The sequence below is a fragment of the Acinetobacter sp. V110_1 genome, assembly GCF_031798975.1.
GTDB lineage: Bacteria > Pseudomonadota > Gammaproteobacteria > Pseudomonadales > Moraxellaceae > Acinetobacter > Acinetobacter nosocomialis_A.
Window position 1 is genome coordinate 141447 of the sequence record NZ_JAVQNN010000030.1, and the last position, 25481, is coordinate 166927.

27 protein-coding genes and 1 other RNA gene are annotated in these 25481 nt (G+C 36.4%); 20 read left to right on the forward strand and 8 right to left on the reverse strand.

Features of this window, described 5'->3' with window-relative positions:
• Positions 1-2: 2 nt before the first annotated feature.
• From rimO to lpxA, 12 genes are all read left to right on the forward strand, one after another.
• Complete coding sequence (gene rimO, locus RMA95_RS11575; RefSeq protein WP_000856678.1) at positions 3-1346, forward strand: 30S ribosomal protein S12 methylthiotransferase RimO; 1344 nt, start codon at positions 3-5, stop codon at positions 1344-1346.
• Between the two features lie 51 nt (positions 1347-1397).
• The gene (gene pyrH, locus RMA95_RS11580; RefSeq protein ID WP_000852257.1) at positions 1398-2126 is read left to right on the forward strand and encodes a UMP kinase; all 729 of its coding nucleotides are present in this window, start codon (positions 1398-1400) and stop codon (positions 2124-2126) included.
• Positions 2127-2211: 85 nt separating this feature from the next.
• Positions 2212-2766, forward strand: a complete 555-nt coding sequence (gene frr / locus RMA95_RS11585; RefSeq protein WP_002049637.1) for a ribosome recycling factor — start codon at positions 2212-2214, stop codon at positions 2764-2766.
• 4 nt (positions 2767-2770) lie between these two features.
• Positions 2771-3523, forward strand: a complete 753-nt coding sequence (gene uppS / locus RMA95_RS11590) for a polyprenyl diphosphate synthase (protein WP_304400410.1) — start codon at positions 2771-2773, stop codon at positions 3521-3523.
• Positions 3523-4347, forward strand: a complete 825-nt coding sequence (locus RMA95_RS11595; protein WP_304400411.1) for a phosphatidate cytidylyltransferase — start codon at positions 3523-3525, stop codon at positions 4345-4347. The genes uppS and RMA95_RS11595 overlap by 1 nt, the downstream gene beginning before the upstream one ends.
• Entirely contained in the window at positions 4348-5544 is a 1197-nt protein-coding gene (gene ispC, locus RMA95_RS11600) for a 1-deoxy-D-xylulose-5-phosphate reductoisomerase (protein WP_311070716.1), read from the forward strand.
• A gap of 1 nt (position 5545) precedes the next feature.
• Positions 5546-6901: an RIP metalloprotease RseP gene (gene rseP, locus RMA95_RS11605; protein WP_311070718.1), complete on the forward strand. Its 1356-nt coding sequence runs from the start codon at positions 5546-5548 to the stop codon at positions 6899-6901.
• 37 nt (positions 6902-6938) lie between these two features.
• Positions 6939-9461 (forward strand): outer membrane protein assembly factor BamA, encoded by a 2523-nt coding sequence (gene bamA / locus RMA95_RS11610; RefSeq protein ID WP_400197282.1) that lies wholly within the window; start codon positions 6939-6941, stop codon positions 9459-9461.
• Between the two features lie 41 nt (positions 9462-9502).
• The gene (locus RMA95_RS11615) at positions 9503-10006 is read left to right on the forward strand and encodes an OmpH family outer membrane protein (RefSeq protein WP_311070720.1); all 504 of its coding nucleotides are present in this window, start codon (positions 9503-9505) and stop codon (positions 10004-10006) included.
• Between the two features lie 4 nt (positions 10007-10010).
• The gene (gene lpxD / locus RMA95_RS11620) at positions 10011-11081 is read left to right on the forward strand and encodes a UDP-3-O-(3-hydroxymyristoyl)glucosamine N-acyltransferase (protein WP_311070722.1); all 1071 of its coding nucleotides are present in this window, start codon (positions 10011-10013) and stop codon (positions 11079-11081) included.
• 6 nt (positions 11082-11087) lie between these two features.
• Positions 11088-11573: a 3-hydroxyacyl-ACP dehydratase FabZ gene (fabZ, locus tag RMA95_RS11625; protein ID WP_000140523.1), complete on the forward strand. Its 486-nt coding sequence runs from the start codon at positions 11088-11090 to the stop codon at positions 11571-11573.
• Positions 11570-12358 carry an acyl-ACP--UDP-N-acetylglucosamine O-acyltransferase gene (gene lpxA / locus RMA95_RS11630; protein ID WP_263613889.1) on the forward strand — a complete coding sequence of 263 codons (789 nt, stop codon included), beginning with the start codon at positions 11570-11572 and terminating at the stop codon, positions 12356-12358. Before fabZ ends, lpxA begins: the two co-directional genes overlap by 4 nt.
• Before the next feature lie 59 nt (positions 12359-12417).
• Here the strand turns inward: lpxA and RMA95_RS11635 are convergent, their stop codons facing one another.
• Entirely contained in the window at positions 12418-13308 is an 891-nt protein-coding gene (locus RMA95_RS11635) for a YbgF trimerization domain-containing protein (RefSeq protein WP_311070724.1), read from the reverse strand.
• Positions 13309-13624: 316 nt separating this feature from the next.
• Here RMA95_RS11635 and ffs point away from each other — a divergent pair.
• An RNA gene (gene ffs / locus RMA95_RS11640) (signal recognition particle sRNA small type) lies at positions 13625-13721 on the forward strand.
• 14 nt (positions 13722-13735) lie between these two features.
• Here the strand turns inward: ffs and RMA95_RS11645 are convergent.
• The 4 genes from RMA95_RS11645 to RMA95_RS11660 form a co-directional block, all read right to left on the reverse strand.
• The gene (locus tag RMA95_RS11645; RefSeq protein ID WP_311070726.1) at positions 13736-14218 is read right to left on the reverse strand and encodes a regulatory protein RecX; all 483 of its coding nucleotides are present in this window, start codon (positions 14216-14218) and stop codon (positions 13736-13738) included.
• A 53-nt stretch (positions 14219-14271) separates the two neighbouring features.
• The gene (gene recA, locus RMA95_RS11650) at positions 14272-15324 is read right to left on the reverse strand and encodes a recombinase RecA (protein ID WP_263613886.1); all 1053 of its coding nucleotides are present in this window, start codon (positions 15322-15324) and stop codon (positions 14272-14274) included.
• 145 nt (positions 15325-15469) lie between these two features.
• Positions 15470-15910, reverse strand: a complete 441-nt coding sequence (locus RMA95_RS11655) for a S4 domain-containing protein (RefSeq protein WP_311070728.1) — start codon at positions 15908-15910, stop codon at positions 15470-15472.
• A complete protein-coding gene (locus RMA95_RS11660) occupies positions 15894-16580 on the reverse strand; it encodes an HAD-IA family hydrolase (RefSeq protein ID WP_311070731.1) in 687 nt (228 codons plus the stop codon). Before RMA95_RS11660 ends, RMA95_RS11655 begins: the two co-directional genes overlap by 17 nt.
• A 453-nt stretch (positions 16581-17033) precedes the next feature.
• On the opposite strand from RMA95_RS11660, the gene RMA95_RS11665 reads away from it, so the two are divergent.
• Together RMA95_RS11665 and RMA95_RS11670 are read left to right on the forward strand one after the other, a co-directional pair.
• A complete protein-coding gene (locus RMA95_RS11665; RefSeq protein WP_311070733.1) occupies positions 17034-17270 on the forward strand; it encodes a hypothetical protein in 237 nt (78 codons plus the stop codon).
• Between the two features lie 114 nt (positions 17271-17384).
• Entirely contained in the window at positions 17385-17678 is a 294-nt protein-coding gene (locus RMA95_RS11670) for a hypothetical protein (protein WP_004708422.1), read from the forward strand.
• Between the two features lie 53 nt (positions 17679-17731).
• Here RMA95_RS11670 and RMA95_RS11675 read toward each other — a convergent pair whose 3' ends face one another.
• Both RMA95_RS11675 and gigD read right to left on the reverse strand, forming a co-directional pair.
• Positions 17732-18268 carry a GNAT family N-acetyltransferase gene (locus tag RMA95_RS11675; RefSeq protein ID WP_311070736.1) on the reverse strand — a complete coding sequence of 179 codons (537 nt, stop codon included), beginning with the start codon at positions 18266-18268 and terminating at the stop codon, positions 17732-17734.
• A gap of 43 nt (positions 18269-18311) precedes the next feature.
• Positions 18312-18761, reverse strand: coding sequence for an Lrp/AsnC family transcriptional regulator GigD (gigD, locus tag RMA95_RS11680; protein WP_001099948.1), 450 nt, complete (start codon positions 18759-18761; stop codon positions 18312-18314).
• A 146-nt stretch (positions 18762-18907) separates the two neighbouring features.
• Here gigD and kynU point away from each other — a divergent pair, with 146 nt between their 5' ends.
• The 5 genes from kynU to RMA95_RS11705 all read left to right on the forward strand — a co-directional run bounded on the left by kynU (position 18908) and on the right by RMA95_RS11705 (position 24748).
• Positions 18908-20158, forward strand: a complete 1251-nt coding sequence (gene kynU, locus RMA95_RS11685; RefSeq protein WP_311070739.1) for a kynureninase — start codon at positions 18908-18910, stop codon at positions 20156-20158.
• 43 nt (positions 20159-20201) lie between these two features.
• Positions 20202-21608 carry an amino acid permease gene (locus RMA95_RS11690; RefSeq protein WP_311070741.1) on the forward strand — a complete coding sequence of 469 codons (1407 nt, stop codon included), beginning with the start codon at positions 20202-20204 and terminating at the stop codon, positions 21606-21608.
• Positions 21609-21615: 7 nt separating this feature from the next.
• A complete protein-coding gene (locus tag RMA95_RS11695) occupies positions 21616-22362 on the forward strand; it encodes an alpha/beta hydrolase fold domain-containing protein (RefSeq protein WP_311070744.1) in 747 nt (248 codons plus the stop codon).
• A gap of 863 nt (positions 22363-23225) precedes the next feature.
• Entirely contained in the window at positions 23226-23342 is a 117-nt protein-coding gene (locus tag RMA95_RS11700) for a hypothetical protein (RefSeq protein WP_263613878.1), read from the forward strand.
• Positions 23343-23569: 227 nt separating this feature from the next.
• Complete coding sequence (locus RMA95_RS11705) at positions 23570-24748, forward strand: S8 family peptidase (RefSeq protein ID WP_311070748.1); 1179 nt, start codon at positions 23570-23572, stop codon at positions 24746-24748.
• A gap of 77 nt (positions 24749-24825) precedes the next feature.
• On the opposite strand, the gene RMA95_RS11710 is transcribed toward RMA95_RS11705, so the two are convergent.
• A complete protein-coding gene (locus RMA95_RS11710; protein WP_311070750.1) occupies positions 24826-25452 on the reverse strand; it encodes an SOS response-associated peptidase family protein in 627 nt (208 codons plus the stop codon).
• Between the last annotated feature and the right edge of the window lie 29 nt (positions 25453-25481).

The window sequence follows — 25481 nt, forward strand, 5'->3', positions numbered from 1 at the left end:
TCATGAAGACCCCCAAAGTCGGTTTTGTTTCTTTAGGTTGTCCTAAGGCATTGGTAGATTCTGAACGAATTTTAACTCAGTTAAAGACTGAAGGTTATCAAGTTGCATCAGATTATGATGGTGCTGATTTAGTTGTTGTTAATACCTGTGGTTTTATTGAATCTGCAGTACAAGAATCGTTAGATGCAATTGGCGAAGCCATGAGTGAAAATGGCCGAGTTATTGTTACAGGTTGTTTGGGTAAAGACGAAGATAAAATTCGTCAAATGCACCCTAATGTTTTAAAAGTTACTGGGGCAGCAGCTTACCAGGACGTTATGGAAGCTGTACATGAATATGTGCCAGCGCCGCCTAAACATAATCCGTTTATTGATCTTGTTCCTGAGCAAGGTATCCGTTTAACACCTAAACATTATGCTTATTTAAAAATATCTGAAGGCTGTAACCACCGTTGTACCTTCTGTATTATCCCGAGCATGCGTGGTGATTTAGTATCACGTCCAGTTGGTAGCGTATTAGAAGAAGCGGCTGCATTAAAACGCGCAGGTGTGAAAGAAATTTTGGTTATTTCACAAGATACTTCAGCTTATGGTGTAGATACTAAATATAAGTTGGACTTCTGGAATGGCCAACCTGTAAAAACTAAATTCTTTGATATGTGTGAAGCACTTGGTCAGCTTGGTATTTGGGTTCGTCTACATTATGTATATCCATACCCACATGTTGATGCAGTGATCGATTTAATGGCTCAAGGTAAAATCTTGCCATACCTCGATATTCCATTCCAGCATGCAAGCCCACGCGTTCTTAAATTAATGAAACGTCCGGCACATAGTGAAAATACTTTAGAAAAAATTAAATTATGGCGTGAAAAATGCCCTGATCTTGTAATCCGTTCTACTTTTGTGGTTGGTTTTCCAGGTGAAACTGAAGAAGACTTCCAGATTTTGCTAGATTGGTTAGTTGAAGCTCAACTTGATCGTGTAGGCTGCTTTACCTATTCACCAGTAGAAGGCGCTACGGCAAATGATTTACCAGATCATGTGCCAGAAGAAATTAAGCAAGAGCGTTACGAGCGCTTTATGCAAGTGCAGCAGCAAATATCTGCTGCCAAATTACAAAAACGTATTGGTCAAACGATGACTGTATTAGTCGATAGTTTGGAAGATGAATATCCTGTTGCTGTTGCACGTTCTTATGCCGATGCTCCGGAAATTGACGGTAATGTCTTTGTAGAAGATATCGATAAGAGCACGATTCAACCAGGCGATATGTTGGAAGTCGAAATTACCGATGCGGATGAATACGACTTATTTGCAAAGTTAATTAAAATTAAATCGGTCTAATCGAATCACGATTCAAAAAGCATTCAGTTTAAGAGGTCTTGGAGCAAAATCATGGCGGAAACAATCAGCCCCCGTTATTCACGAATTTTATTAAAATTATCTGGTGAAGCTTTATCAGGTAATAAAGATATGGGTATTGATGCTCAAGTTTTAGATCAAATGTCACTTTCTATTGCACATTTGGTTGGCTTGGGTGTGCAAGTAGGTATCGTTGTGGGTGGCGGTAACTTATATCGTGGTAGCCAGTTACAAAAAGATGGTTTGGTTGGCCGTGTAACAGGTGACCAAATGGGGATGCTTGCAACTGTCATGAATGGTTTGGCAATGCGTGATGCATTGGTGCGTCGTAACATCAGAACTCGTCTTATGTCTGCACTACCAATTGGTACTGTTGTAGAGTCATATTCAAGTCGTGATGCAATTCGCCACTTAAGCCAAGGCGAAGTATGTGTTTTCGTTGCGGGAACAGGAAATCCATTCTTTACTACTGATACAGCAGCATGTTTACGTGGTATTGAAATTGAAGCAAATTTAATTTTGAAAGCAACCAAAGTAGACGGTGTTTATAATAAAGATCCAAGCAAATACGAAGATGCGGTGAAATACGATCATTTAACATTTGATCAGGTGTTGGATGAGAAGTTAGGTGTTATGGATTTAACAGCAATTTGTTTATGCCGTGACCATAATGTGCCATTGCAAGTATTTGATATGAATAAATCTGGTGCGCTTTTATCAGTTGTAATGGGTGAAAAAGAGGGTACACGCGTTACTAAGTAATGTACGTGTGCTGCAAAGCTCTTTATACTAGCGCTAAATTAAATTTGTTATATACATCCTTGAATAAATAAGTAAGGAAGATCATATGATTAACGATCTGAAAAAAGACAGCGAACAGCGTATGATGAAAACTCTTGAGTCTTTGGAACAAGGGTTTGCTAAAGTTCGTACCGGCCGTGCACACCCATCAATTTTAAATGGGGTAATGGTTCCTTACTATGGTTCTGATGTGCCTTTAAACCAAGTAGCGAACGTTGGTGTTGAGGATTCTCGTACGCTTATCGTTCAACCATTTGAACGTACAATGGTATCTGCAATTGATAAAGCAATTCGTGAAAGTGATTTAGGTTTAAACCCGATTACTGCTGATTCAATTCGTGTGCCTTTACCAGCTTTAACTGAAGAAACACGTCGTGATATGCAGAAAGTTGCACGCAGCGAAGCTGAAAATGCAAAAGTTGCTATTCGTAATATTCGTCGTGATGTTTTAGGTGATATCAAAGCATTGTTGAAAGAGAAAGAAATCTCTGAAGATGATGAGCGTCGTGCAGGTGATGATATCCAGAAAATCACTGATAAATATGTTGCAGAAGTAGATAAGCGTCTTGCAGCGAAAGAAGCAGAATTGATGAAGGTCTAATTTTATGACCGAATCAGAAGAGTATCATCTTCCTAAGCATGTTGCCATCATCATGGATGGCAACAACCGCTTTGCAAAGAAAAACCAAATGCAAAAAGGTGATGGGCATCGAGAGGGTAAAAATATTCTTGACCCTATTGTTGAACATTGTATAAAAACTAGCGTCCGTGCTTTAACTGTTTTTGCATTTTCGAGTGAAAATTGGAATCGACCACAATATGAAGTCGATCTGCTTATGAAACTTCTTGAAGAAACCATTCATGAGCAAATACCTCGCATGAAGAAATTCAATATTGCTTTGCGTTTTATAGGGGATCGTTCTAGATTACCTTCACATTTAGTTGCCTTAATGGAAGATGCAGAGCAACAAACAGTACATCATGACGCCATGACATTAACCATTGCGATTAGCTATGGTGGTATGTGGGATATTGCAAATGCAGCTAAACAAGTTGCCCAAGCAGTTTCACGTGGTGAAATTGACGCTGATCAAATAAATGTTGATTTGTTCGAAAAATATGTCAGTCTAAACGATCTGCCAGCTGTGGACTTGTTGATCCGTACAGGTGGAGATTTCCGTATATCTAACTTCTTGTTATGGCAAGCAGCTTATGCGGAACTGTATTTTACGGATACTTTGTGGCCGGAATTTACAGTCGAGGAATTCGATCATGCATTGAATGTATTTTCAGGGCGTGAACGTCGTTTCGGTAAAACATCTGAACAAATTCAGCAAGAGAAAATCGAGAATTTATAATGTTAGAGCGGATTGTTACCGCATTGGTACTTGTTGCAGTTGTTTTAGGCTGTATGTTTGCTACGCAATCACATTATCCAATGTTGGTACTTATGATTGTAGCAGCAGCGGTGGCGGGGTATGAGTGGTATAAGTTAATGCCTCATGAAGCTGGCGCCGTAGTAAAGCCTAAAGCATGGGGTTATGGTCTACTAGTTGCCTTTGTTTCAGGCGTTGCCTTATTCTTTCATGACATTGCATTACTGCTATGGTCTGCTTCAATTTTAACTTGGCTCGTTAGTGTTTATTGGGTTAAGTCTTTTCCTGAATTTGATGGGTGGTATAACGCGACCCTTTATGTCATTGGTTTAATTCTTATCTGTGCAGCAGTGACTGCGATATTTGTAGTATGGCAAAGCTCACCATGGTGGTTGATGTATTTGTTCTTGCTTGTATGGGGTGCAGATAGTGGAGCTTATTTTGTAGGTCGTAAATTCGGTAAAAGAAAATTGGCACCTACAGTAAGTCCTAACAAATCAGTAGAAGGTTTATATGGTGGTATTCTCACTACAGTTATTGTCATGCTTGTAGTGCAATATCAATATTTAAATCTAACTTGGGTTCAACAACTTTTATTCCTGATCTTGTCTTTAATCACAGTATTTGGTTCAGTATTAGGTGATTTATTTGAATCAATGATTAAACGCCGTGCTGGTATTAAAGATTCTGGCCGTGTTTTGCCAGGTCATGGTGGTGTACTGGACCGTATTGATTCTTTACTCGCAGCAGCCCCGATTTTTGCAACGGGAATGTATATATTAAAGCTTATTGGTGTAGATTTATAGATGACACAATCTGTTTGCATATTGGGTGTAACCGGTTCTATTGGGCAAAGTACCTTAAAAATTTTAAGTCAACATCCAGATAAGTATTCAGTCTTTGCAGTTTCGGCGCATAGTCGAATTCCTGAACTTGTTGAAATCTGCAAACAGTTCCGCCCTAAAGTTGTTGTTGTTCCTGAAAACAAAATAGCTGAACTAAAAACATCATTTGTTCAACAAAATATACAGGGTATTGATATTTTAGTTGGACAAGATGGTTTGGTTGATATTGCATCACATGCAGATGTTGATGTTGTGATGGCTGCAATTGTAGGTGCAGCTGGTTTATTGCCTACTTTGGCAGCTGTTAAAGCAGGTAAACGAGTATTGCTTGCAAATAAAGAAGCATTAGTTATGTCTGGTGAAATCATGATGCAAGCTGCTCTTGATCATCAGGCATTATTATTGCCAGTAGATTCAGAACATAATGCTATTTTCCAGTCATTACCTCATAACTATTTACAAGTCGATAGAACTGGGCAACCGCAATTAGGCGTATCCAAAATACTGCTAACCGCATCTGGTGGTCCCTTTTTAAATCATTCTCTAGAACAGTTGGAACATGTAACACCCCAACAGGCATGTAAACATCCAAACTGGTCAATGGGGCAAAAAATTTCAGTTGACTCAGCTACTCTTATGAATAAAGGGTTGGAGTTGATAGAAGCGTGTCATTTATTTTCAATATCTGAACATTTTGTTACAGTTGTTGTTCATCCACAAAGTATTATTCACTCTATGGTGCAGTATGTTGATGGTTCAACATTAGCACAAATGGGTAATCCTGATATGTGTACGCCGATTGCACATGCATTAGCATGGCCTGAGCGTTTACAAACAAGCGTTCCTGCTTTAGATTTATTTGAGTATTCTCAACTTAATTTTCAGGCGCCAGATACCCAAAAATTTCCTGCATTGAATTTGGCAAGACAAGCAATGCGTGCAGGTGGTTTGGCACCTACCATTTTGAATGCGGCAAATGAAATTGCTGTTGAAGCATTCTTAAAGGAAAGGATTGGATTTACACATATTCCACAAGTGGTAGAGCATACTTTGCAAGATTTAGAGAATGCAGCGGCTGAGAGCATTGAGTGCATTTTAGATAAAGATAAAGTGGCTCGGTCTATAGCTCAGAAATATATATCAAGTATTGGAGGCTGAAATGAATGCGCTTTTTATGATTGCAGCAGCAGCTCTTTTACTTGGTCCTTTAATAGCAATTCATGAGTTTGGTCATTATTGGGTCGCGCGAAAGCTTGGGGTTAAAGTTTTAATTTATTCAATTGGTTTTGGCCCAACCTTACTGAAATGGACATCTAGAAAGTCAGGTATTCAGTATCAGCTTTCTGCTCTACCTTTGGGTGGCTACGTTAAAATGTTAGACGAGCGAGAAGGTAATGTCGCAGAAGAAGATCTACCATATGCTTTTAACCGTCAAAAACCATGGAAGCGTATAGCTATTGTTGCTGCAGGGCCGTTAATTAACTTAATTTTTGCTGTGCTTCTTTTTTGGGTTTTATTTTTACCCGCACAACAACAATTAAATACTAAAATTGGCAAAATTATTCCAAATTCTCCAGCTGCTGCTGCCCAGTTACATGTAGGCGATAAAATTATTGCAGTTGATGGAAAAGAGACCGCAACTTGGGAAAAGCTAAATTTTGCTTTAATTGATCGTGTGGGTGAAACAGGTACTGTAAATATCGATGTTGATCGTGCAGGTACCGAGAAAAATTTTGTATTACCAATTAAAGATTTTTTAAAAAACCAGAATGATTCTGCACTGGAATTATTAGGTTTCTTGCCTTATCGTCCTATCATTCCTGCTGTTGTAACAGAATTAACCGAAGATGGTGCAGCAATTCGTCAAGGTATGAAAGTAGGTGATCGTATTGTTGCGATTGATAGTCAACCTATGAAAGATTGGTTTGATGTAGTTGAAGTCGTTCAGCGTTCTCCAGAAAAACTACTTAATATTGACGTTTTACGTCATGAGCAGTTGGTACATTTACAAGTTATGCCGCAAGGGAAGCGGGATAATATGGGACAAGTCAATGGTGTTCTTGGTGTAAAAAGTGATGCTGGAAAAATTACAATTCCTGACGAATATAAGCAAACAATTCAATATACTCCAATACAAGCTTTTGAAATGGCACTTGATAAAACTGGCCAAATCTCTAGCATGATTTTGAATTCGATAGTGAAAATGGTTAAAGGATTAATTGGATTAGAAAATCTTTCTGGGCCAATTACCATTGCAAAAGTAGCTGGACAAAGTGCAGAAATGGGATGGGAAACTTTTATCTCCTTTATGGCTTTAATGAGTGTAAGTCTTGGAATTTTAAACTTATTACCAATTCCAATGTTAGATGGTGGCCATCTAGTGTATTACATTATTGAAGCTATTCGAGGGAAACCTGTTTCTGAACAAATACAAATGTTTGGTCTAAAAATTGGTATGGTACTGCTCGGTAGTATGATGCTTTTAGCTTTATTTAATGACTTTATGCGTTTGTAAACGTATATGGATTTATAACTTACTGGAAAAAACTGGCATGCGGCACACACATTTTTTAATGCCTTTGGCACTTGTTAGCGCTATGGCAGCGGTACAACAAGCATATGCAGCTGATGATTTCGTTGTTAGAGATATTCGTGTAAACGGGTTAGTCCGTCTTACTCCTGCAAATGTTTATACCATGTTGCCAATCAACAGTGGCGATCGCGTTAATGAACCGATGATCGCCGAAGCAATTCGAACATTGTATGCCACGGGTCTTTTTGATGATATTAAAGCATCAAAAGATAACGATACTTTGGTTTTTAATGTTATTGAACGCCCAATTATTTCAAAACTTGAATTTAAGGGTAATAAACTTATTCCTAAAGAGGCCTTAGAACAAGGCCTTAAAAAAATGGGTGTTGCAGAGGGTGAGGTTTTTAAGAAATCTGCTTTGCAAACCATTCAAACAGAATTAGAGCAGCAATATACTCAACAAGGTCGTTATGATGCTAGCGTTACTGTTGATACCGTTGCACGACCAAATAACCGCGTTGAATTAAAACTTAATTTTAACGAAGGGACGCCAGCAAAAGTTTTTGATATCAATGTGATTGGTAATACTGTTTTTAAAGACAGTGAAATTAAACAAGCATTTGCTGTTAAAGAAAGTGGTTGGGCTTCAGTAGTCACACGTAATGACCGTTATGCGCGTGAAAAAATGGCTGCAAGCCTTGAAGCATTACGCGCAATGTACCTTAACAAGGGTTATATTAATTTCAATATTAATAATTCTCAGCTTAATATCAGTGAAGATAAAAAACATATCTTTATTGAAGTTGCTGTTGAGGAAGGTAACCAGTTTAAATTTGGTCAAACTAAATTCTTAGGTGATGCGCTTTATAAACCTGAAGAATTACAAGCCCTAAAAATTTATAAAGATGGCGATACCTATTCACAAGAAAAGGTAAATGCGGTTAAACAATTACTTTTACGTAAGTATGGTAACGCTGGTTATTACTTTGCTGATGTAAATATCGTTCCGCAAATTAATAATGAAACTGGTGTTGTTGACTTAAATTACTATGTAAACCCAGGTCAGCAAGTGACCGTGCGTCGTATTAACTTTACTGGTAATAGCAAAACTTCCGATGAAGTATTACGTCGTGAAATGCGCCAAATGGAAGGTGCTTTAGCAAGTAATGAAAAAATTGACTTGTCTAAAGTTCGTTTAGAGCGTACAGGCTTCTTTAAAACAGTTGATATTAAGCCTGCTCGTATCCCAAATTCACCAGACCAGGTCGATTTGAATGTAAATGTTGAAGAACAACATTCAGGTACTACCACATTAGCTGTAGGTTACTCGCAAAATGGCGGTATCACGTTCCAAGCAGGACTTAGTCAAACTAACTTTATGGGTACTGGTAACCGAGTTGCAATTGATTTGTCTCGTTCAGAAACTCAAGACTATTACAACTTAAGTGTTACTGACCCTTACTTTACCATTGATGGGGTCAGCCGTGGTTATAACGTTTATTATCGTAAAACTAAGTTAAATGATAACTATAACGTTAACAACTATGTAACAGATAGTTTTGGTGGTAGTTTAAGTTTTGGTTATCCAATTGATGAAAACCAAAGCTTAAGTGCATCTGTAGGTATTGATAATACTAAAGTGACGACTGGTCCTTATGTTTCTACCTATGTGCGTGACTATTTATTGGCAAATGGTGGTAAGGCAACAGGCAAAGGATCGTACTGTCCCTTAGATGCTAATGGAAAATCACAAATTGATAGTAAAACTGGAGAGTGTACAGCTCCAGAATTCTATAATAATGCTTTTGAAGGCGAGTTCTTTACTTATAACTTAAACCTAGGTTGGTCATATAACACGTTAAATAGACCAATTTTCCCAACGTCTGGTATGTCTCACCGTGTAGGTCTTGAAATTGGTTTACCGGGTAGTGATGTTGACTATCAAAAATTAACTTATGATACGCAAGCATTCTTGCCGATTGGTAAATCAGGCTTTGTTCTTCGTGGTTATGGTAAGCTTGGTTATGGTAACGATTTACCATTCTATAAGAACTTTTATGCGGGTGGTTACGGTTCTGTTCGAGGATATGACAACAGTACTTTGGGACCTAAATATGCCAGTGTAAATTTACAAGAAACAAAACAAAATGATCCTTCACCTGAAAATGTTGGTGGTAATGCTCTAGTTCAATTTGGTACTGAGTTGGCATTGCCTATGCCATTTAAGGGTGATTGGACTCGTCAGGTACGCCCTGTACTGTTTGCTGAAGGTGGTCAGGTCTTCGATACCAAATGTAATATTGATAACTCTGTGTATGGCACTAAAGGCATGACCATTAATGGTCAGTCAATTTCAGATGTTAAAAAATATTGTGAAGATAACTACGGCTTTGATTTAGGTAACTTACGTTATAGCGTGGGTGTGGGTGTAACCTGGATTACTATGATTGGACCATTGTCACTTAGCTATGCATTCCCGTTAAATGATAAACCAGGTGATGAAACTAAAGAAATCCAGTTTGAAATTGGTCGTACTTTCTAAGTACGACTTCATTGAAAAATGAAATAAGGAAAGAAATTTACATGAAAAAATTAAATACATTAATGTTAGGGTTAGGCTTGACGGTGGCTTCAGTAGCAGCTAATGCAGCTGGTTATGGTGTGATTGATCTCGCTAAAGTTGTTGAAAATAGTACTTATTTAAAGCAACAAAATGCAAGCTTAAACCAGTCTGTGAAACCTACAACGACTAAACTTGAGCAATTGGGTAAAGAGTTAGAAGGACTTCAACGTCAAGCTCAAACCCAAGGCCAAAAAATGAAAGAAGATGAGATTAAAAAATTACAATCTCAGTATCAATCAAAGTTAAATGAATTTAATTCAACACAGCAAGGTTTACAGTCTAGAGTTCAAACTAGCTTGCAAAGTATGAACACAACTTTTGAGACTAGAGTTAAACAAGCTGCTGAGCAGTTACGAAAAGAAAATAATCTTGACTTTATTTTGAATAAAAATTCAACTGTTGCCTATGACGCTAAGTATGATTTAACTGATAAAATGATACAAAAGGTTAATTCAATGAAATAAATTAATGAAAGTGCAACAATATCGTTTAGATGAATTAGCTCACCTCGTTAAAGGTGAGCTAATTGGTGAAGGTAGCCTTCAATTTTCAAACCTAGCAAGTTTAGAAAATGCGGATGTTAACCATCTTACTTTTGTAAATGGTGATAAATATCTCGAACAAGCTAAAGCAAGCCGCGCGGGAGCTTTTATTGTTACCGCTGCTTTAAAAGAACATCTTCCTGAAAAAGATAATTTCATTATTGTTGATAATCCTTATCTTGCTTTTGCAATCCTTACTCACGTATTTGATAGAAAGCTTACTTCAACAGGTATAGAAAGCACTGCTCAAATTCATCCATCTGCTGTTATTTCCGAAACCGCATATATAGGACACTATGTAGTTATTGGTGAAAATTGCGTAGTGGGTGATAATACAGTCATTCAGTCGCATACTAAACTTGATGACTATGTAGAAGTTGGAAAAGACTGTTTTATTGATTCTCATGTCACTATTACAGGCAGTTCTAAATTACATGATCGTGTACGTGTTCATTCAAATACTGTAATTGGTAGTGAAGGTTTTGGTTTTGCTCCATATCAAGGGAAATGGCATCGTATTGCTCAACTAGGTTCAGTTATCATTGGTAATGATGTCCGCATTGGATCAAATTGTAGTATTGATAGAGGTGCTCTTGATAATACAATTTTGGAAGATGGGGTAATTATTGATAACCTTGTGCAAATTGCACATAACGTTCATATTGGTTCAAATACTGCTATTGCAGCTACGTGTGGTATTGCAGGAAGCACAAAAATTGGCAAAAACTGTATTCTAGCTGGGGCATGTGGAGTCTCAGGCCACCTTACAATTGCTGATAATGTGACTTTAACCGGAATGTCAATGGTCACAAAAAATATTTCTGAAGCTGGAACTTATTCTTCAGGAATTGGGTTGTTTGAAAATAGTCATTGGAAAAAGACAATTGTACGCTTGCGACAATTAGCAGATGTGCCATTGACCCAAATCACTAAACGACTTGATCATATACAAGCTCAAATAGAGTCTCTTGAATCAACTTTTAATTTGCGTAAATAGAATATTATGACCGAGTCAACTACACCTAAATTTGCCATCCCTGAATTACCAATGCAGATTCAAACGATTCGTCAATATTTGCCGCATCGTTATCCATTCTTATTGGTTGATCGTGTGACTGAAGTTACTGACAATAGTATTGTTGGTTATAAAAATGTTTCTATCAATGAAGAGTTTCTACAAGGACATTTTCCAGAATATCCAATTATGCCTGGTGTTCTAATTGTTGAAGCACTAGCTCAAGTTTCAGGCGTTCTAGGTTTTATTATGAACAATGAAACACCAAAACCGGGTTCTTTGTTCCTGTTTGCTGGTGCAGAAAGAGTTAGATTTAAAAAACAAGTAGTTGCAGGTGACCAACTTGTATTAAAATCTGAGTTGGTAATGCAGAAGCGCGGCATTTACAAATACAATTGTACAGCTAGCGTTGATGGCATTGTAGCAGCAACCGCTGAGATTATGATTTCACACCAAAAAACAGAGCAGGCATGAGTAATCACGATTTAATCCATTCTACCGCCATTATTGATCCATCTGCAGTGATTGCTGCAGATGTTCAAATAGGACCTTATTGTGTTATTGGTCCTCAAGTGACTATTGGTGCTGGTACTAAATTACATTCTCATGTGGTAGTAGGTGGTTTTACCAGAATTGGCCAAAATAATGAGATCTTCCAGTTTGCAAGTGTTGGTGAAGTTTGCCAAGACCTCAAATATAAAGGTGAAGAAACTTGGCTTGAAATTGGTAACAACAATTTAATTCGTGAACATTGCAGCTTACATAGAGGCACTGTGCAAGATAATTCATTGACTAAGATAGGTAGTCATAACCTATTGATGGTCAATACACATATCGCACATGACTGTATCGTAGGTGATCACAATATTTTTGCCAATAATGTTGGTGTCGCTGGACATGTGCATATTGGGGATCATGTTATTGTGGGTGGTAATTCTGGAATTCATCAATTCTGTAAGATTGATTCTTACAGCATGATTGGTGGGGCCTCACTAATTCTTAAAGATGTACCAGCCTATGTTATGGCGTCTGGTAATCCTGCTCATGCTTTTGGTATAAATACTGAAGGTATGCGAAGAAAAGGTTGGTCTAAAAATACAATTCAGGGCTTAAGAGAAGCTTATAAATTGATATTTAAATCTGGATTGACCTCTGTTCAAGCTGTTGAGCAAATTAAAAGTGAAATTTTGCCTTCTGTTCCGGAAGCTCAATTATTAATTGACTCGCTTGAACAATCTGAACGCGGAATTGTGCGTTAATTTTTAATAAGATATAAAAAAGGCACTGTTAAAAACAGTGCCTTTTTTATATGTTTAAATTATTTCTTAAAGAATTTAACTTCTTCAGATTTGGGATATTGAGTAAGTAGTTTGTTCTTATATTGATTTGCTGACACAGTATTTTTATCAACATCTTTCGCAATACTATACAGCTGATACAGTGCTCGAGGTGCCTTACTAGAGTTTGGATATTGGCTAGCGACAATATTGTAGTTTTTCTTCGCTTCATTGTAGTTCACTGGGTCTGTAGCTAAATGAAACTCTGCTAACCAGAAATAGGCATTACCTGTATAAATACTATTAGGATGGTTTTTAATAAAGTTTTGCATCGGAGCAATTGCTTTTTTTGCTCCACCTTGTTTGTAAGCATCTAAAGCTACTGTATAAGCGGCTTTTTCTAGCTCAAGTGGATTTGATTGATTTTGGGCCGCGGTGACTGGTTGAGCGTTTGTTACGGGTGCACTAGGTTGTTGTTCAGAGGTGGTTGGAGTAGGTGGAGCTGCAACTACTTTGTTGCCATCTGTAGGCTGAGATTGAGGTGCTGATGTATTAGTAGAAGTAGTGCTATCAGCAGTCGTATTTGAGCTATCTTCTTGTGTAGCACTGTCAGGGTCAACTTTTTGATGTAACAATTCTAGACGTTGATCTAAATCAGTATAGCGGTTCGCAAGGTCTTTCTTTAATTGCTCAATATCATTCGCTTGTTCTTCTAACTGACCTCTTAAAGTACGGACATCATTTTCTAATTGTTGGTTTTTTTGCATCAATTCCCAGTTTAAATTTGTAGAAACTGAAATATTGCTTGAAGAAGTATTAGATGCACTACCATCATTTTGACTTAAACCACGAGACTCAATAGGAATGTTTGCGTATAGAGAAGTGGTACTCATTAAGGCAATAAATAATAAAGAATGCTTCTTCATTTGCATGTGTATAAATCCATAATTTTATATAAAAGCCACCTCGATACAGGAATATAAAAAACAATTCTCTAAATATCTAAGGTTTTTCATTGATCAATGCAATTAAAGCAGTTAACAGTTTAAATGCAAGGATAGTTTACAATCTTCAAGCATATTTTATGCAAAATACGAAAAGAGCATAAGTTCAGAAAATTACATTTTTAGTGTTTTAAGCTATTTTTGCTGATGAATTAATCAATCGAAACAAAAACTTGCCGAAAAAGACAGAGAAGGGTTGCAACTCTTTTAAAAATCTCTATACTTTGTTTTGCAATGGTAGCCCCGCTGGTGGCTTCGCAATTGTACTCTGTGAACCCCGCCAGGACCGGAAGGTAGCAACGGTAGCAGATCTATGATGTGCCGAAGTTTTGCTAGTGGGGCTGCCACCTTTCTTTTAATCCAACCTTCGTTGGATTGCTTTTAAAATTACATCTAAATCAAATCCTCTATATTGTAGAAATCTGATCTGTTTTGCTTTAAGTTTTGGATCTTTCTCTACGGCTTCTCCAAACTTTTTAACTTTAAGTTGATACGCCTGTTTTACCCAATCAATTTCTTGAATTTCATCGGCGATTAAATCATTTTCTATCTGTTTTGTTTTTAAAGCTTGTTGAATGCGTTTTGGACCTTTGCCTTTACGAATCTGGCTAGCCAATGTTAATTCCGCAACACGCTGGTCACTTTGGTAATTTTGTTCAGATAACTCTTCAACAAGTTGTTTCACTTCTTCTATATTTTGTGCATAACGAGCTAATTTCTCAATCAATTCTGCTTTAGAGTAGTCTCGGCGAGTAAGTAAAGCAAAAGCATATGAGCGTAAGCGCTGGCCAGTAAGAGGAGGGCGCTGTTGAGATTGCTCATCGTTTCTTTTGAACATATAAATTTCCTTGTAAAAAACGCCCCGAAGGGCGTTTTATGACTCATGTATAATTAAGATTCTAATAAAAGATCTGGTTCTTCTTCATCATCTTCAATTTGCACTGCGCCATTTGTACCTGTAGTCAACAATTGCTCACGGATATTGCGCTCAATCTCTTCAGCTATTTGCTTATTTTCTTCAAAATAACGAATTACGTTATTCTTACCTTGGCCAATTTTATTACCTTGGTATGAATACCATGCACCAGCTTTTTGAACGATATCTTGTTGAACTGCTAAATCTACAAGTTCACCTAATTGGTTAGTACCTTTACCATATAGAATTTGGAAAATAGCTTCTCTAAATGGAGGAGCCATTTTGTTCTTAACGACTTTAACTTTGGTTTCTGAACCAACAATTTCGTCGCCTTCTTTTACCTGACCGATACGACGAATATCTAAACGAACTGAAGCATAGAACTTAAGTGCGTTACCACCAGTCGTAGTTTCTGGGCTACCAAACATAACACCAATTTTCATACGGATTTGGTTAATGAAAATAACCATACAGTTTGAGCGTTTAGCGTTACCCGTGATTTTACGAAGTGCTTGGCTCATAAGACGTGCTTGTAGACCCATGTGAGAGTCACCCATCTCACCTTCGATCTCTGCTTTAGGTGTGAGAGCAGCTACCGAGTCCACAACGATTAAATCAATCGCACCTGAACGAACAAGCATATCGGCGATTTCAAGTGCTTGCTCACCGTTGTCGGGTTGTGAAACAAGTAGGTTATCAATATCTACACCAAGCTTACGTGCATATTGAGGATCTAGGGCATGTTCGGCATCGATAAAGGCACATGTACCACCAGACTTTTGACATTGAGCAATTGCTTGTAATGTCATTGTAGTTTTACCAGAAGATTCTGGACCATAAATTTCGATAATACGGCCTTTCGGTAAACCACCAATCCCCAATGCGATGTCTAAAGTTAAAGAACCTGTAGATACGGCTTCAACTGCTTGAACAGTGTTGTCACCGAGACGCATAACCGTGTTTTTACCAAATTGCTTCTCAATTTGGCTCAAAGCGGCTTGTAATGCTTTGCTTTTATTCTCATCCATCTCAAAAACCTCAATACTCTATGTTCATCACGTTTAACCCAAGTGGATGCATTGAATCTCAACTTGTTTCACAGGGCTAATAGTGACAGATTTTTTCTCTAGCTTCTATATATTGTATATGTGAGTGCGACACAACTCGACGTTTTTATTCCTCATCATAAGACCAATGGTCTTCATAATGTTGATCGTTATCCTGTTTAAACCGATTGATTTGTCGCCGATCTTTCTTGCTTGGTCTATGGTCAGGTCGAGCTAGATTATGCAATTTTCGCTGGGAAGCAATCAACTCCCGTCTTGCAATACTTACTTCGGTTTCTTCATAAAGTTGTTGTGCAACAGGAGCGGGTCCTCTAGCGTTGGAAAGTGCTTTAACAACAATCGTCTTTTTATCGAAACCTTGCTGAACAACCAGTTCCATCCCAACACGAATTTCTTTAGAAACTTTTACACGCTCATTATTGTGATGTACTTTTCCTCCTTCAATTGCTGCTTTAGCAATAGAACGAGTTTTAAAAAAACGTGCCGCCCATAACCATTTGTCAATACGCATGGTTTCCACAGCATCGTTTTCACGCAATTTTGACATCATTATCCTTTCTATCAGTTTGATTCAAAATAGACAGTAGCTCTGTAAGCTGATCTAGAGCTTTATACTCTAAATCTTGTGACTGCCTTTTACTCTTAAGAGTTGAGGGCTGTAAGATAGTAAACAAGTGTCTTATACCAAATTTTTCAGCAGTTTTTAAAACTGGAAGAGTGTCATCTAAAAAAATAGTCGTTTCTGGTACAAAATAATATAAACGTTGTAACTCTTGCCAAAATTGAAGTTCTTCTTTTGCATGACCAATTTGTTCGCTAGACACAATCACATCAAAAAAATCTTGAATAGGAATGTTATCAAGTTTTAATTGTAAACTTGCATAGTCTGCATTAGTGACTAACCAGCATTGATAACCTTGTTCTTTTAGAGCGCGAAGTAGCTCCATGCATCCTGATCGTGTTTTAATTTTATGTTGAAATTCTTGTTGAAGCTTTAAAACATCTACGCCTGTAGTTTTTGTCCAATATTTTGAAGAATACCAGGCAAGAGTATGCTTATTGCTACGATAAAACTGGCTTAATATTTCTTGGCTTTCTATTAAAGAGATTTGATGTGTCTGAGAATGTCTTTCAGGTAGGCATTCGTTCCATATAAAATCGTCAAAAGCCAAATCTAACAAAGTTCCGTCCATGTCAAAAAGCACTATTTTATTCATGTTTTGAGAGCTCCAACTAAAATATACATGGAAGAAAAGTAGCTTAAGATTATAATCATTAAAGTCGGGAAAACGGACTGATTTGTTGTTATTTCATCATTTTAAAATTCTAATGGTCTGTAATGAATAAACGAGTAGATAACAATAGTGCCCCTAAAGTTTGGACTACTCAATATTGAGAGAAAAGAAAAATCGTGTTTTTCATAAGATAGCTTCTATATATCTGCTCTTACTTTTTTGAAGGTATATTTTATGATAAAACTACTTAATAGTGGAGCTTGAACAAATTTTTGAAAATATTCATGGAAGTAAAATAGGAGGAAGGTGATTAATAAAGTCTTTTAGAAATATAGATTTATATTTATTTTTCGGTTCATTTTTTGATAAGTATTTTTGCTTTTCTATGAACTCTATGGAATTATTATTTAAATATTATTAAAAGTTGGAATGAAAGTGGGCTTATATACAATTAGATATGGTTATCGTAACAACAGTTTTTTTATAGCTTCAAACGCTGCTGGAAAGTTTATCGTGATTGATGCATTAGGAGCAGATTTTCAAATAGGTCATCAAATCTCTTATAAAGATACCAAAATAATAAACGAAACTTTAAATGATGAGACGGAAGCACGAGTTCATCTGGAGAGCAATGAAAAAGAGGCTTATGAATATTTACGTGCCATGAAGTAATAAACTCGTTATTTTGATTTACATAGGATACGTATTGGCAAACATTTTATAAATTGAACCGTACCTGTTTAAAGTTATATTAAAAATTATCCGAATAACAATTTAGAGCAGGCAATGAAAATTGGATTTATTGGAGGCGCCAATGACGGCATAGTGATCAATGCCGCCAATGGTATTGATACTTATAAACTTGAATGGCATTACAAGGCTGAGAAGCACTGTGAAGAACAGCCATCATTAGGACTAAATGGCCCTGAATATGACTATTACAATCTACTAATTTTGAGAAAAAACAAAGAAGCAAAACTTTTCTATGTTTTAACTACAATGGATAAGGAAGCTATTGCAGATAAAATTAATGAATATTGGGAGCATTCTACTTCTGTAGGTTATGACTTTGATGAATAATCCTTATTTTTTAATTCATTGGAATGCTTGAAATATACCAATATGTACTTTACTCATAACTTAAACTTAGGATTATTTATTTCATAAAGAACATGTTCTTGTAGGGCATGTTCGTCTGGAAGCTTCGGATGATTGAAGTATTTAACTTTATACATTCCTAGTCTTTCCATCACAGCTTGAGATGGCTTATTCACAGTTGCTGTAAAAGAAACTACTTTATCTTTATTGAGAACATTAAAGGCATAGTCCAACGCTGCTTTTGCTCCTTCTGTGGCATAACCTTTTTTCCAGTATTTTGTAGCAATCCTCCAGCCAATTTCAATGCAAGGGGAAAAATCAAATTGTTCTGGTTGGTCGTGTAGGCCAATAAAACCCATAAACTCATGACTTTCTTTTAATTCTACAGCCCAAAATCCCCAACCTTTTTCATCAATAAGGGCTGATGCTCTTTGAATTAAATTTATACTTTCAGTAGCAGATAAAAGCTTTGGAAAAAAACGCATAACATCTTTATCCAATCCCATTTCGATAAAGGGGGCAGCATCAGTTTCTTTCCATTGTCTTAAGATTAAACGTTCGGTTTCGATCATAGTAAAAGCTCTGTAAATATAATTTTTAATTTAACTATATAGTCTACAGTGGCTTTTGTATAATTTTCTGTAAGATAATCTTAGAATTAATGCTTACCACTCCTTTAATTTTATTGAGTGTATTAATAACAAAGTGAGAAAAAGAATTTAGATCTTTAGTGGCGACATGCAGAACATAATTAGATTCGCCTGTAATGATATAAGCATTAATCACTTCATCAAAATTCTTGATCTGGCTTAAGAAAAAATTGTGATCATTTTCGGTGAGTTGAGCAAGTTTTATTTCAACTATCGCCTCAATTTTTATACCTAATTTTTCGTAGTTAACTTTCGCTTGATATTTTTCAATAATTCCGTTGGTTTCTAAAATCTTGACTCGTCTGTGACAAGCAGAGGCTGAAAGATTAACGAGATCAGCAAGTTCTTGGTTGCTTAAGCGGGCATTATCTTGTAAATACTTCAAAATTTTTAGATCGATTGCATCTACATTCATTTTCGAATTCCATCCATATTTTTTAATTTTAATTAGAATTCTATACGAAAATAGCCGTTTTTAATCAAATATTATCGAATAAATCGTACAAATTGACGTGATAAAATTCAAATACAAAGGAAATGTTGAAATAGGTGCAATACCAAATGATTACTCGTGAACAGTGTTTGTATTGGGATCAGGAAGATGAACTCAAAAAATTTAAAGATGAATTTGCATTGCCAGAAGGTGTTATTTATTTAGATGGCAACTCTTTAGGTGCTAGACCAAAGAAATCTTTGGCTGTCGCTCAGCATATTATTTCCCAAGAATGGGGAGAAGATCTGATCAATAGCTGGAATAAGGCTGATTGGTGGGGATTACCAATAAGACTGGGTGACAAAGTCGCTAAACTGATTGGTGCGGAACAAGGCGAAGTTGTTATTTCAGATTCAACTACACTGAACTTATTTAAAGTTTTATCAGCAGCGGTAAAAATTCAGGCCGAAAAAAATCCTGAACGTAAAGTCATCGTTGCGGAAAAGGATGCTTTCCCAACAGATATTTATATTATTGAAGGTTTCATTGACTTAATACAAAAGGGCTATCAAGTTGAATTGATTGATGACGTAGAAGACTTAGCTCGGGTTTTAGAGAAAGATGTTGCTGTAGTAGTTCTTTCTCACGTGAATTACCGTACAGGGTATTTCTACGATATGTCATCTATTAATGAGCAGATTCATTCTAAAGACGCTTTGGTGATTTGGGATTTATGTCACTCCGTTGGTGCTGTTCCAATGGACCTGAATCAAAGCGGTAGTGATTTTGCGATTGGTTGTACCTATAAATATTTAAATGGGGGGCCTGGTTCGCCAGCATTGCTCTGGGTCAATGAAAAGCACCGTGATCAGTTTTGGCAACCTTTATCTGGCTGGTGGAGTCACAAAAAACCATTTGATATGGCACAGCATTATGAGCCAGCGAATAGTATCCGCCGATATTTATGTGGGACTCAGCCAGTTATTTCTATGAGTCTTATTGAATGCGGCGTCGATATTTTCTTACATGCTGATATGCAAAAAATCCGTGAAAAATCGCTGAAATTAACTGACTTATTTATTCAACTGGTACAGCAAGAATGCTCTGAATTTGGTTTTGAGTTAATTACGCCTTTAGATCATAAATATCGTGGTAGTCATGTTAGTTATCGTCATGAATTCGGTTATGAAATTATTCAGGCGCTTATTGCACGTGGTGTGATTGGTGATTATAGGGAACCTGCGGTGTTGCGATTTGGTGTTACACCTTTGTACTTAGGATTTGAAGATATTTGGAATGCAGTACAGCATTTAAAAGAAACTATGCTGAATAGTGAATGGAAAAATAAGCGCTATTTAGTTCGCGGTGAAGTGACCTGATTTTTTTAAGGAATCAAAATAAAACAAATGGCTAGGAGGGCCTATGAGTAGTTTTGATGAAATACAAAATAGAGAAGCTGGGCTGCATAAAAAGTTATCCGCAAAACAGATGGGTATGATTGCCATTGGCGGAGCAATTGGAACCGGATTGTTTATGGGAAGCAAATTTGCAATTAGCTTTGCTGGTCCTGCAGTCATCGTCAGCTATGCGATTGGTGGTTTAATTGCATTTGCACTTATGGCTTGCTTGGCTGAAATGACGGTTCAGCATCCTACCTCGGGCTCATTTGGTGCATACGCAGAACATTATATGAGTCCACTTGCTGGCTTTCTAGTTCGCTACTGTTATTGGGCTTGTATTGTGCTGGCGGTAGGCACTGAGATTACCGCTGTAGCTGATTATATGAAGCTTTGGTTTCCAAATGTAGGCTCTTGGGTCTGGATTGGATTTTTTTCACTGACCTTACTTGTTGTAAATGCCTATAGTGTTAAAGCCTTTGGTTTGGTGGAGTACTGGTTTTCCACAATCAAAGTTTTTGCCATTATCGTGTTTATTCTTTTGGCTATTGGTATCTTGACTCAAAGCAAGGAGGGCGCAAAGCAAGTTGTGACTAATTTGTCAGGGCATGGAGGCTTTTTCCCCAATGGCTTTAGTGGGGTATGGATTGGTGTCATTATTTCAATATTTAGTTATTTAAGTATAGAAATGATCGCCGTCGCAGCTGGTGAAGCAAAAGACCCTGAAAAAGCAGTAAAAAAGGCATTTAAAAGCACAGCACTCCGACTTATTTTGTTTTATTTATTGTCTTTATTTCTCATCGTTACTTTGGTGCCATGGACGGTTTTGATTGGAGCAGATGCAACAAGTCCTTTTGTTATGGTCATGAGGATTGTTGGTATTCCATATGCCGATAGTATTTTAAACTTTATTGTAATTGTAGCTGCCTTATCTGCAATGAATAGCATGCTTTATATCTCAACTCGTATGTTGTTTAGCTTGTCACGTGCAGGCGATGCACCAAAAGTTTTTGGCCGAATTAGTAGTAACGGTGTACCCGTAAATGCACTGTTGCTTTCCGCGGTAGGGATTGGTATTGCTAGTATTGTTTATACAATTAATCCGGCTTCTGCGTTTCCAATCATGATTGCGCTATCGATGTTTGGTGCGTTGTTCACTTGGGGGAGTATCTTTGTGACACATATGTTTTTTAGAAAGCATATGGCTCAGCAAAACATACAGCTAAAATTTAAAATTCCAGCCAGTCGATTCATCTCACTATTTGGTTTTATTGCGATTTTGAGTATTACAGTAACCACTTGGTTTACCAATGAGTTTAAATCTACTTTGCAGTTTGGCGTACCTTTAGTGCTTGTTCTGATATTTTGCTTCTACTTAAAACGTTCCACCGTAAAGTTAAATCTCAACTCTAGTGAAGAAACATTGAAGTGATCGGTATATGAGACAATATGATAATGCTACAACGGTAGCAAATGAAGGTGAAATACTAGCAAGCTTTCAATATAGAAGCTTGCTGAGTTATCAAGCCTATCATCATATAAAAGATATAAAGTATGGTTCACAGAACCGATCAACGATGGATTTTTTCCCTTTAGCACATGCCAATAAGACCGTGATTTTTATACATGGTGGATATTGGCAGTGGTGTGATAAATCGGACTTTGCCTTTATAGCGCCGTATATTTTGGCAAAAGGGGCGCAGTGTGTACTTTTAGAATATGACTTGGCTCCTCAAAGTCATATTTCACAAATGGTGGCTCAAACTCAAAAAGCTCTAGATTTTATTGCACAGCAGAATTGGAAAACGGATGAAGTTTTATTAGTGGGCCATTCAGCAGGTGCGCATCTCGGAGCATTATGTTTAAGCCATCCTTTATTAACTGAAGCAGTTTTATTAAGTGGTATCTATGATTTAGCACCTATACGAGAGACTCATTTAAATCATGCATTAAACTTATCACAAGACGATATTTTGGAATATAGCCCTATTTATCACAAAGAGAGTGTTGATATTCCTTGTATAGTTTTGTGTGGAGAGTTGGAGCTAAGTGAGTTGAGATGGCAAAGCCAAAATTATTTTGAGCATAAAGGGGGGCAAGATCAGGAGTTATTCTCTTTAGAGACTATTTCTGGGGTCAATCATTATTCTATTTTAGAGCACTATTTTAAAGGTAGGTTTGAATAGATATGAACTGTATAATCCGACTTTTAAAGGTGGATGATTGGTTTTAATATTTGGAATCAATAATTTGAAGTTTATTCAATGATGGCGTGCTAAATGATATATGTTTTTATTAAATTTAGTTGAATATATTAATTTTAGGTTGTGTTTGAGTGGAAATGTAAAACGTATCACATTTAAGTAGCTTTTTATCACTGCGTTGGATTTCAAGTTGACCTAAATTAATAACTCAATTAGATTAAAAGGATAGTGTTTTCTCTCTAATCGACAAACTGTTTAGCTGTTGCTTAGATGAGTTTTATAGTCCGTAGCTTCCCAAGATACGGACTTTTTTATTTTGTATCGTCTCTTGATCATAAATATTTAGTGTACTAAAGCAGCAATTGATGAAGTTGATCACATCCAATTAAATGAAAATATGAAAGAGGTATTGTAAATATATCTTTAAAAGTATATATTTATTCATGCACATACTGCGTCTGTAAAGTTTTTTATTTTAATACCCTCGTATCTTAGATATGAGGGTATTTTTTATTAAAAGTATTTATTCATCAAATTGTTTTTAAATAAGTTAATTGGTAAATAAAAGGTAATTACATAAATTTTAAGAAATATTAAACTTAATTTTTTATAGTTAATTTTACTTTTATAAAAATAGAGAGAATGTATTTTATATTTTTAATAAATTTGCCTACATAATAATTTTATAGCTTAAAAATATGAATAATAATTTGAGTAAATAAAATATTTATACATTTACTATACGTAGGAATTATAGTTAAAAAAATTGTAAATTACTTATGATTGCTTGAATGAGTAAATTTTGAAATAATTTTTCTAATTTATTGTTTATCTATCATGTTGTTATGGATATTTTGAAGTTTTTAAAAAGTTTTAATACTGTAGGGACATACTTAACAATCATGACTATAGTTTTGCTCATCATGGTTATTCTTTTCTATATTGTTGATCCCAAATATTAAAGAATAACTGACTATAAAAGAATAAAATATATAAGTTTTAATTAGATTCCTATCACAGTTTCTGTTAAAAAAGTTGAAGTATATTGTGTGAAATAAAAAATTATGAAAATATGATTTAGGTTAAAAACAGATAAAACTCTTTAAAATTTTCATCTGGAAGTTAAACCTAAATAAAAAAGTTATTACTTATCATAAAAATACCTGAAATATAATATATGGAGATATACATGAATATTCGCAAAGTTTCTGCCATTTTTCTTTCAATGGCAGCGACCCATTTAGCTTACGCAGCACCAAATCTTTTAAATTCTGCAATAGACTCTTCTCAAGCAAAAGGAATTATTAAAAATCAATATATTGTCATCTTGAACAAGGATATTGGACCTGCTAAAGATTTTGCACAGAATATTGCAAAACAACATGGTGGCAGGGTTTTGCAGAGCTACGATAGTGCTCTTAAAGGTTTTGCAATTTATTTACCTGATACGGCAGGAACAGCCTTTATTGAAGCGATGAAAAAGAATCCACAAGTTCTTTCTGTAGAAAATGATACTGTTGTGAATATTGATGCAACGACCCAAAGTAATCCTGATTGGGGACTAGATCGCATCGATCAGAAAGCTTTACCATTAAATTCAGCATATTCTTATTCGCAGACCGGTTCGGGTACAACAGCTTATATTGTTGATACTGGTATATTGTCTACCCATCAAGAATTTTCAGGTCGTGTATTAAATGGATATACAGCAATATCTGATGGTAATGGAACGACCGATTGTAATGGACACGGCACACATGTTGCTGGGACTGTAGGGGGGACGACTTATGGTGTTGCCAAGAGTGTAAGACTAGTTCCAGTCCGGATTTTAGGATGTGATGGGTCTGGTGCTTCAAGTAATGTTATTGCTGGTTTAGATTGGATTTTGAAAAATGGAAGTAAACCAGCCGTTGTAAACATGTCGTTAGGCGGGGCAGCAAGCTCTTCTTTAGATAGTGCAGTAGAAAATTTATATAATAATGGTTATGTAATGGTCGTAGCCGCAGGTAACTCGAATACAGATGCTTGTACTTCTTCTCCTGCAAGAACAAGTAATGCAATTACAGTTGCTGCAACGGACAATACTGATACTCGAGCAAGTTATTCTAATTATGGAAGCTGTGTGGATGTTTTTGCGCCGGGAAGTCAAATTAATTCTTCTTGGATTGGAAGTAATACAGCCACTAAAGTATTAAATGGTACCTCAATGGCAACTCCACATGTTGCCGGTGTAGTTGCTGAAATGCTTCAAAGCACACCTACTGCTACGCCTCAAACGATATTGACTAATTTGTTAAATCAAGCAACCAGTAATGTAGTGAAAAATCCGTCTGGTAGCCCAAACCGTTTGCTCTACAAATCGCCTTAATGTCCAATATAAAAAAAGGTCCCAAGCGGGCCTTTTTTAATTTTTTATATGTGTCCTCAGTGCTAAATATTTAATTATTATTTCTTCATATCTGCTTTCGGTAGAGATATAAATTCATATAGTGGCATATCTAAGAAAAAATCAGATGCTTCAGTGTGCTTGCAATTCAACCAATCATTCCTGAGATGATTTGGTATCACAATAATTGAACGTTTTTCATCGTCTGGTTTGTGAAACTGCTTCATGAATGGATGCTGATCTGCGTTTATTGTTAATAATGACATTGACCGAACTTTCTGCTCATCAATGATGGTTTCTTCATAAATTGCCGCAAGTGTAAATGGTTCCCTATCTTGACGGAATATGCCATACCAATGAGCTTTTCCATTGATATATTTCGGTTCATAAATAGCTTCAACAGGTATAAGCCCGAATTGATTATGTGACCAAGCGTGTTTAAAAGAACGTTTTTGTTCAACCGTTTCAGTTCTTGCATTATAGGTTGCATACTTAAATGAAACTTCTCTGGCATAGGGAGGTAACATTCCAAATTTAACTTTTAGCCATTCCAATTCATTTTGGTGAGATAAGATCAGTGGACAGTCATCACTTGGATAAACATCCGATTTGTAATCAAACGTTGGTTCAAATAAGTCTAATTGATGAGCATGATCTTTCTTAAGAGGTTTAAAATTTGCGCACATAACTGAACCTGACTTCTGCTGAAATCCTT

What these genes read in the sequence shown, in the direction of transcription:
- lpxD (WP_311070722.1), top strand. Translation starts at nt 10,011, where the DNA reads ATGAAAGTGCAACAATATCGTTTAGATGAATTAGCTCACCTCGTTAAA.
- rimO (WP_000856678.1), top strand. Translation starts at nt 3, where the DNA reads ATGAAGACCCCCAAAGTCGGTTTTGTTTCTTTAGGTTGTCCTAAGGCA.
- RMA95_RS11670 (WP_004708422.1), top strand. Translation starts at nt 17,385, where the DNA reads ATGAAAATTGGATTTATTGGAGGCGCCAATGACGGCATAGTGATCAAT.
- lpxA (WP_263613889.1), top strand. Translation starts at nt 11,570, where the DNA reads ATGAGTAATCACGATTTAATCCATTCTACCGCCATTATTGATCCATCT.
- uppS (WP_304400410.1), top strand. Translation starts at nt 2,771, where the DNA reads ATGACCGAATCAGAAGAGTATCATCTTCCTAAGCATGTTGCCATCATC.
- RMA95_RS11635 (WP_311070724.1), bottom strand. Translation starts at nt 13,308, where the DNA reads ATGCAAATGAAGAAGCATTCTTTATTATTTATTGCCTTAATGAGTACC.
- RMA95_RS11705 (WP_311070748.1), top strand. Translation starts at nt 23,570, where the DNA reads ATGAATATTCGCAAAGTTTCTGCCATTTTTCTTTCAATGGCAGCGACC.
- fabZ (WP_000140523.1), top strand. Translation starts at nt 11,088, where the DNA reads ATGACCGAGTCAACTACACCTAAATTTGCCATCCCTGAATTACCAATG.
- rseP (WP_311070718.1), top strand. Translation starts at nt 5,546, where the DNA reads ATGAATGCGCTTTTTATGATTGCAGCAGCAGCTCTTTTACTTGGTCCT.
- ispC (WP_311070716.1), top strand. Translation starts at nt 4,348, where the DNA reads ATGACACAATCTGTTTGCATATTGGGTGTAACCGGTTCTATTGGGCAA.
- RMA95_RS11595 (WP_304400411.1), top strand. Translation starts at nt 3,523, where the DNA reads ATGTTAGAGCGGATTGTTACCGCATTGGTACTTGTTGCAGTTGTTTTA.
- RMA95_RS11655 (WP_311070728.1), bottom strand. Translation starts at nt 15,910, where the DNA reads ATGTCAAAATTGCGTGAAAACGATGCTGTGGAAACCATGCGTATTGAC.
- gigD (WP_001099948.1), bottom strand. Translation starts at nt 18,761, where the DNA reads ATGAATGTAGATGCAATCGATCTAAAAATTTTGAAGTATTTACAAGAT.
- frr (WP_002049637.1), top strand. Translation starts at nt 2,212, where the DNA reads ATGATTAACGATCTGAAAAAAGACAGCGAACAGCGTATGATGAAAACT.
- RMA95_RS11690 (WP_311070741.1), top strand. Translation starts at nt 20,202, where the DNA reads ATGAGTAGTTTTGATGAAATACAAAATAGAGAAGCTGGGCTGCATAAA.
- recA (WP_263613886.1), bottom strand. Translation starts at nt 15,324, where the DNA reads ATGGATGAGAATAAAAGCAAAGCATTACAAGCCGCTTTGAGCCAAATT.
- RMA95_RS11645 (WP_311070726.1), bottom strand. Translation starts at nt 14,218, where the DNA reads ATGTTCAAAAGAAACGATGAGCAATCTCAACAGCGCCCTCCTCTTACT.
- RMA95_RS11615 (WP_311070720.1), top strand. Translation starts at nt 9,503, where the DNA reads ATGAAAAAATTAAATACATTAATGTTAGGGTTAGGCTTGACGGTGGCT.
- kynU (WP_311070739.1), top strand. Translation starts at nt 18,908, where the DNA reads ATGATTACTCGTGAACAGTGTTTGTATTGGGATCAGGAAGATGAACTC.
- RMA95_RS11675 (WP_311070736.1), bottom strand. Translation starts at nt 18,268, where the DNA reads ATGATCGAAACCGAACGTTTAATCTTAAGACAATGGAAAGAAACTGAT.
- RMA95_RS11710 (WP_311070750.1), bottom strand. Translation starts at nt 25,452, where the DNA reads ATGTGCGCAAATTTTAAACCTCTTAAGAAAGATCATGCTCATCAATTA.
- RMA95_RS11695 (WP_311070744.1), top strand. Translation starts at nt 21,616, where the DNA reads ATGAGACAATATGATAATGCTACAACGGTAGCAAATGAAGGTGAAATA.
- RMA95_RS11700 (WP_263613878.1), top strand. Translation starts at nt 23,226, where the DNA reads ATGGATATTTTGAAGTTTTTAAAAAGTTTTAATACTGTAGGGACATAC.
- RMA95_RS11660 (WP_311070731.1), bottom strand. Translation starts at nt 16,580, where the DNA reads ATGAATAAAATAGTGCTTTTTGACATGGACGGAACTTTGTTAGATTTG.
- pyrH (WP_000852257.1), top strand. Translation starts at nt 1,398, where the DNA reads ATGGCGGAAACAATCAGCCCCCGTTATTCACGAATTTTATTAAAATTA.
- bamA (WP_400197282.1), top strand. Translation starts at nt 6,939, where the DNA reads ATGCGGCACACACATTTTTTAATGCCTTTGGCACTTGTTAGCGCTATG.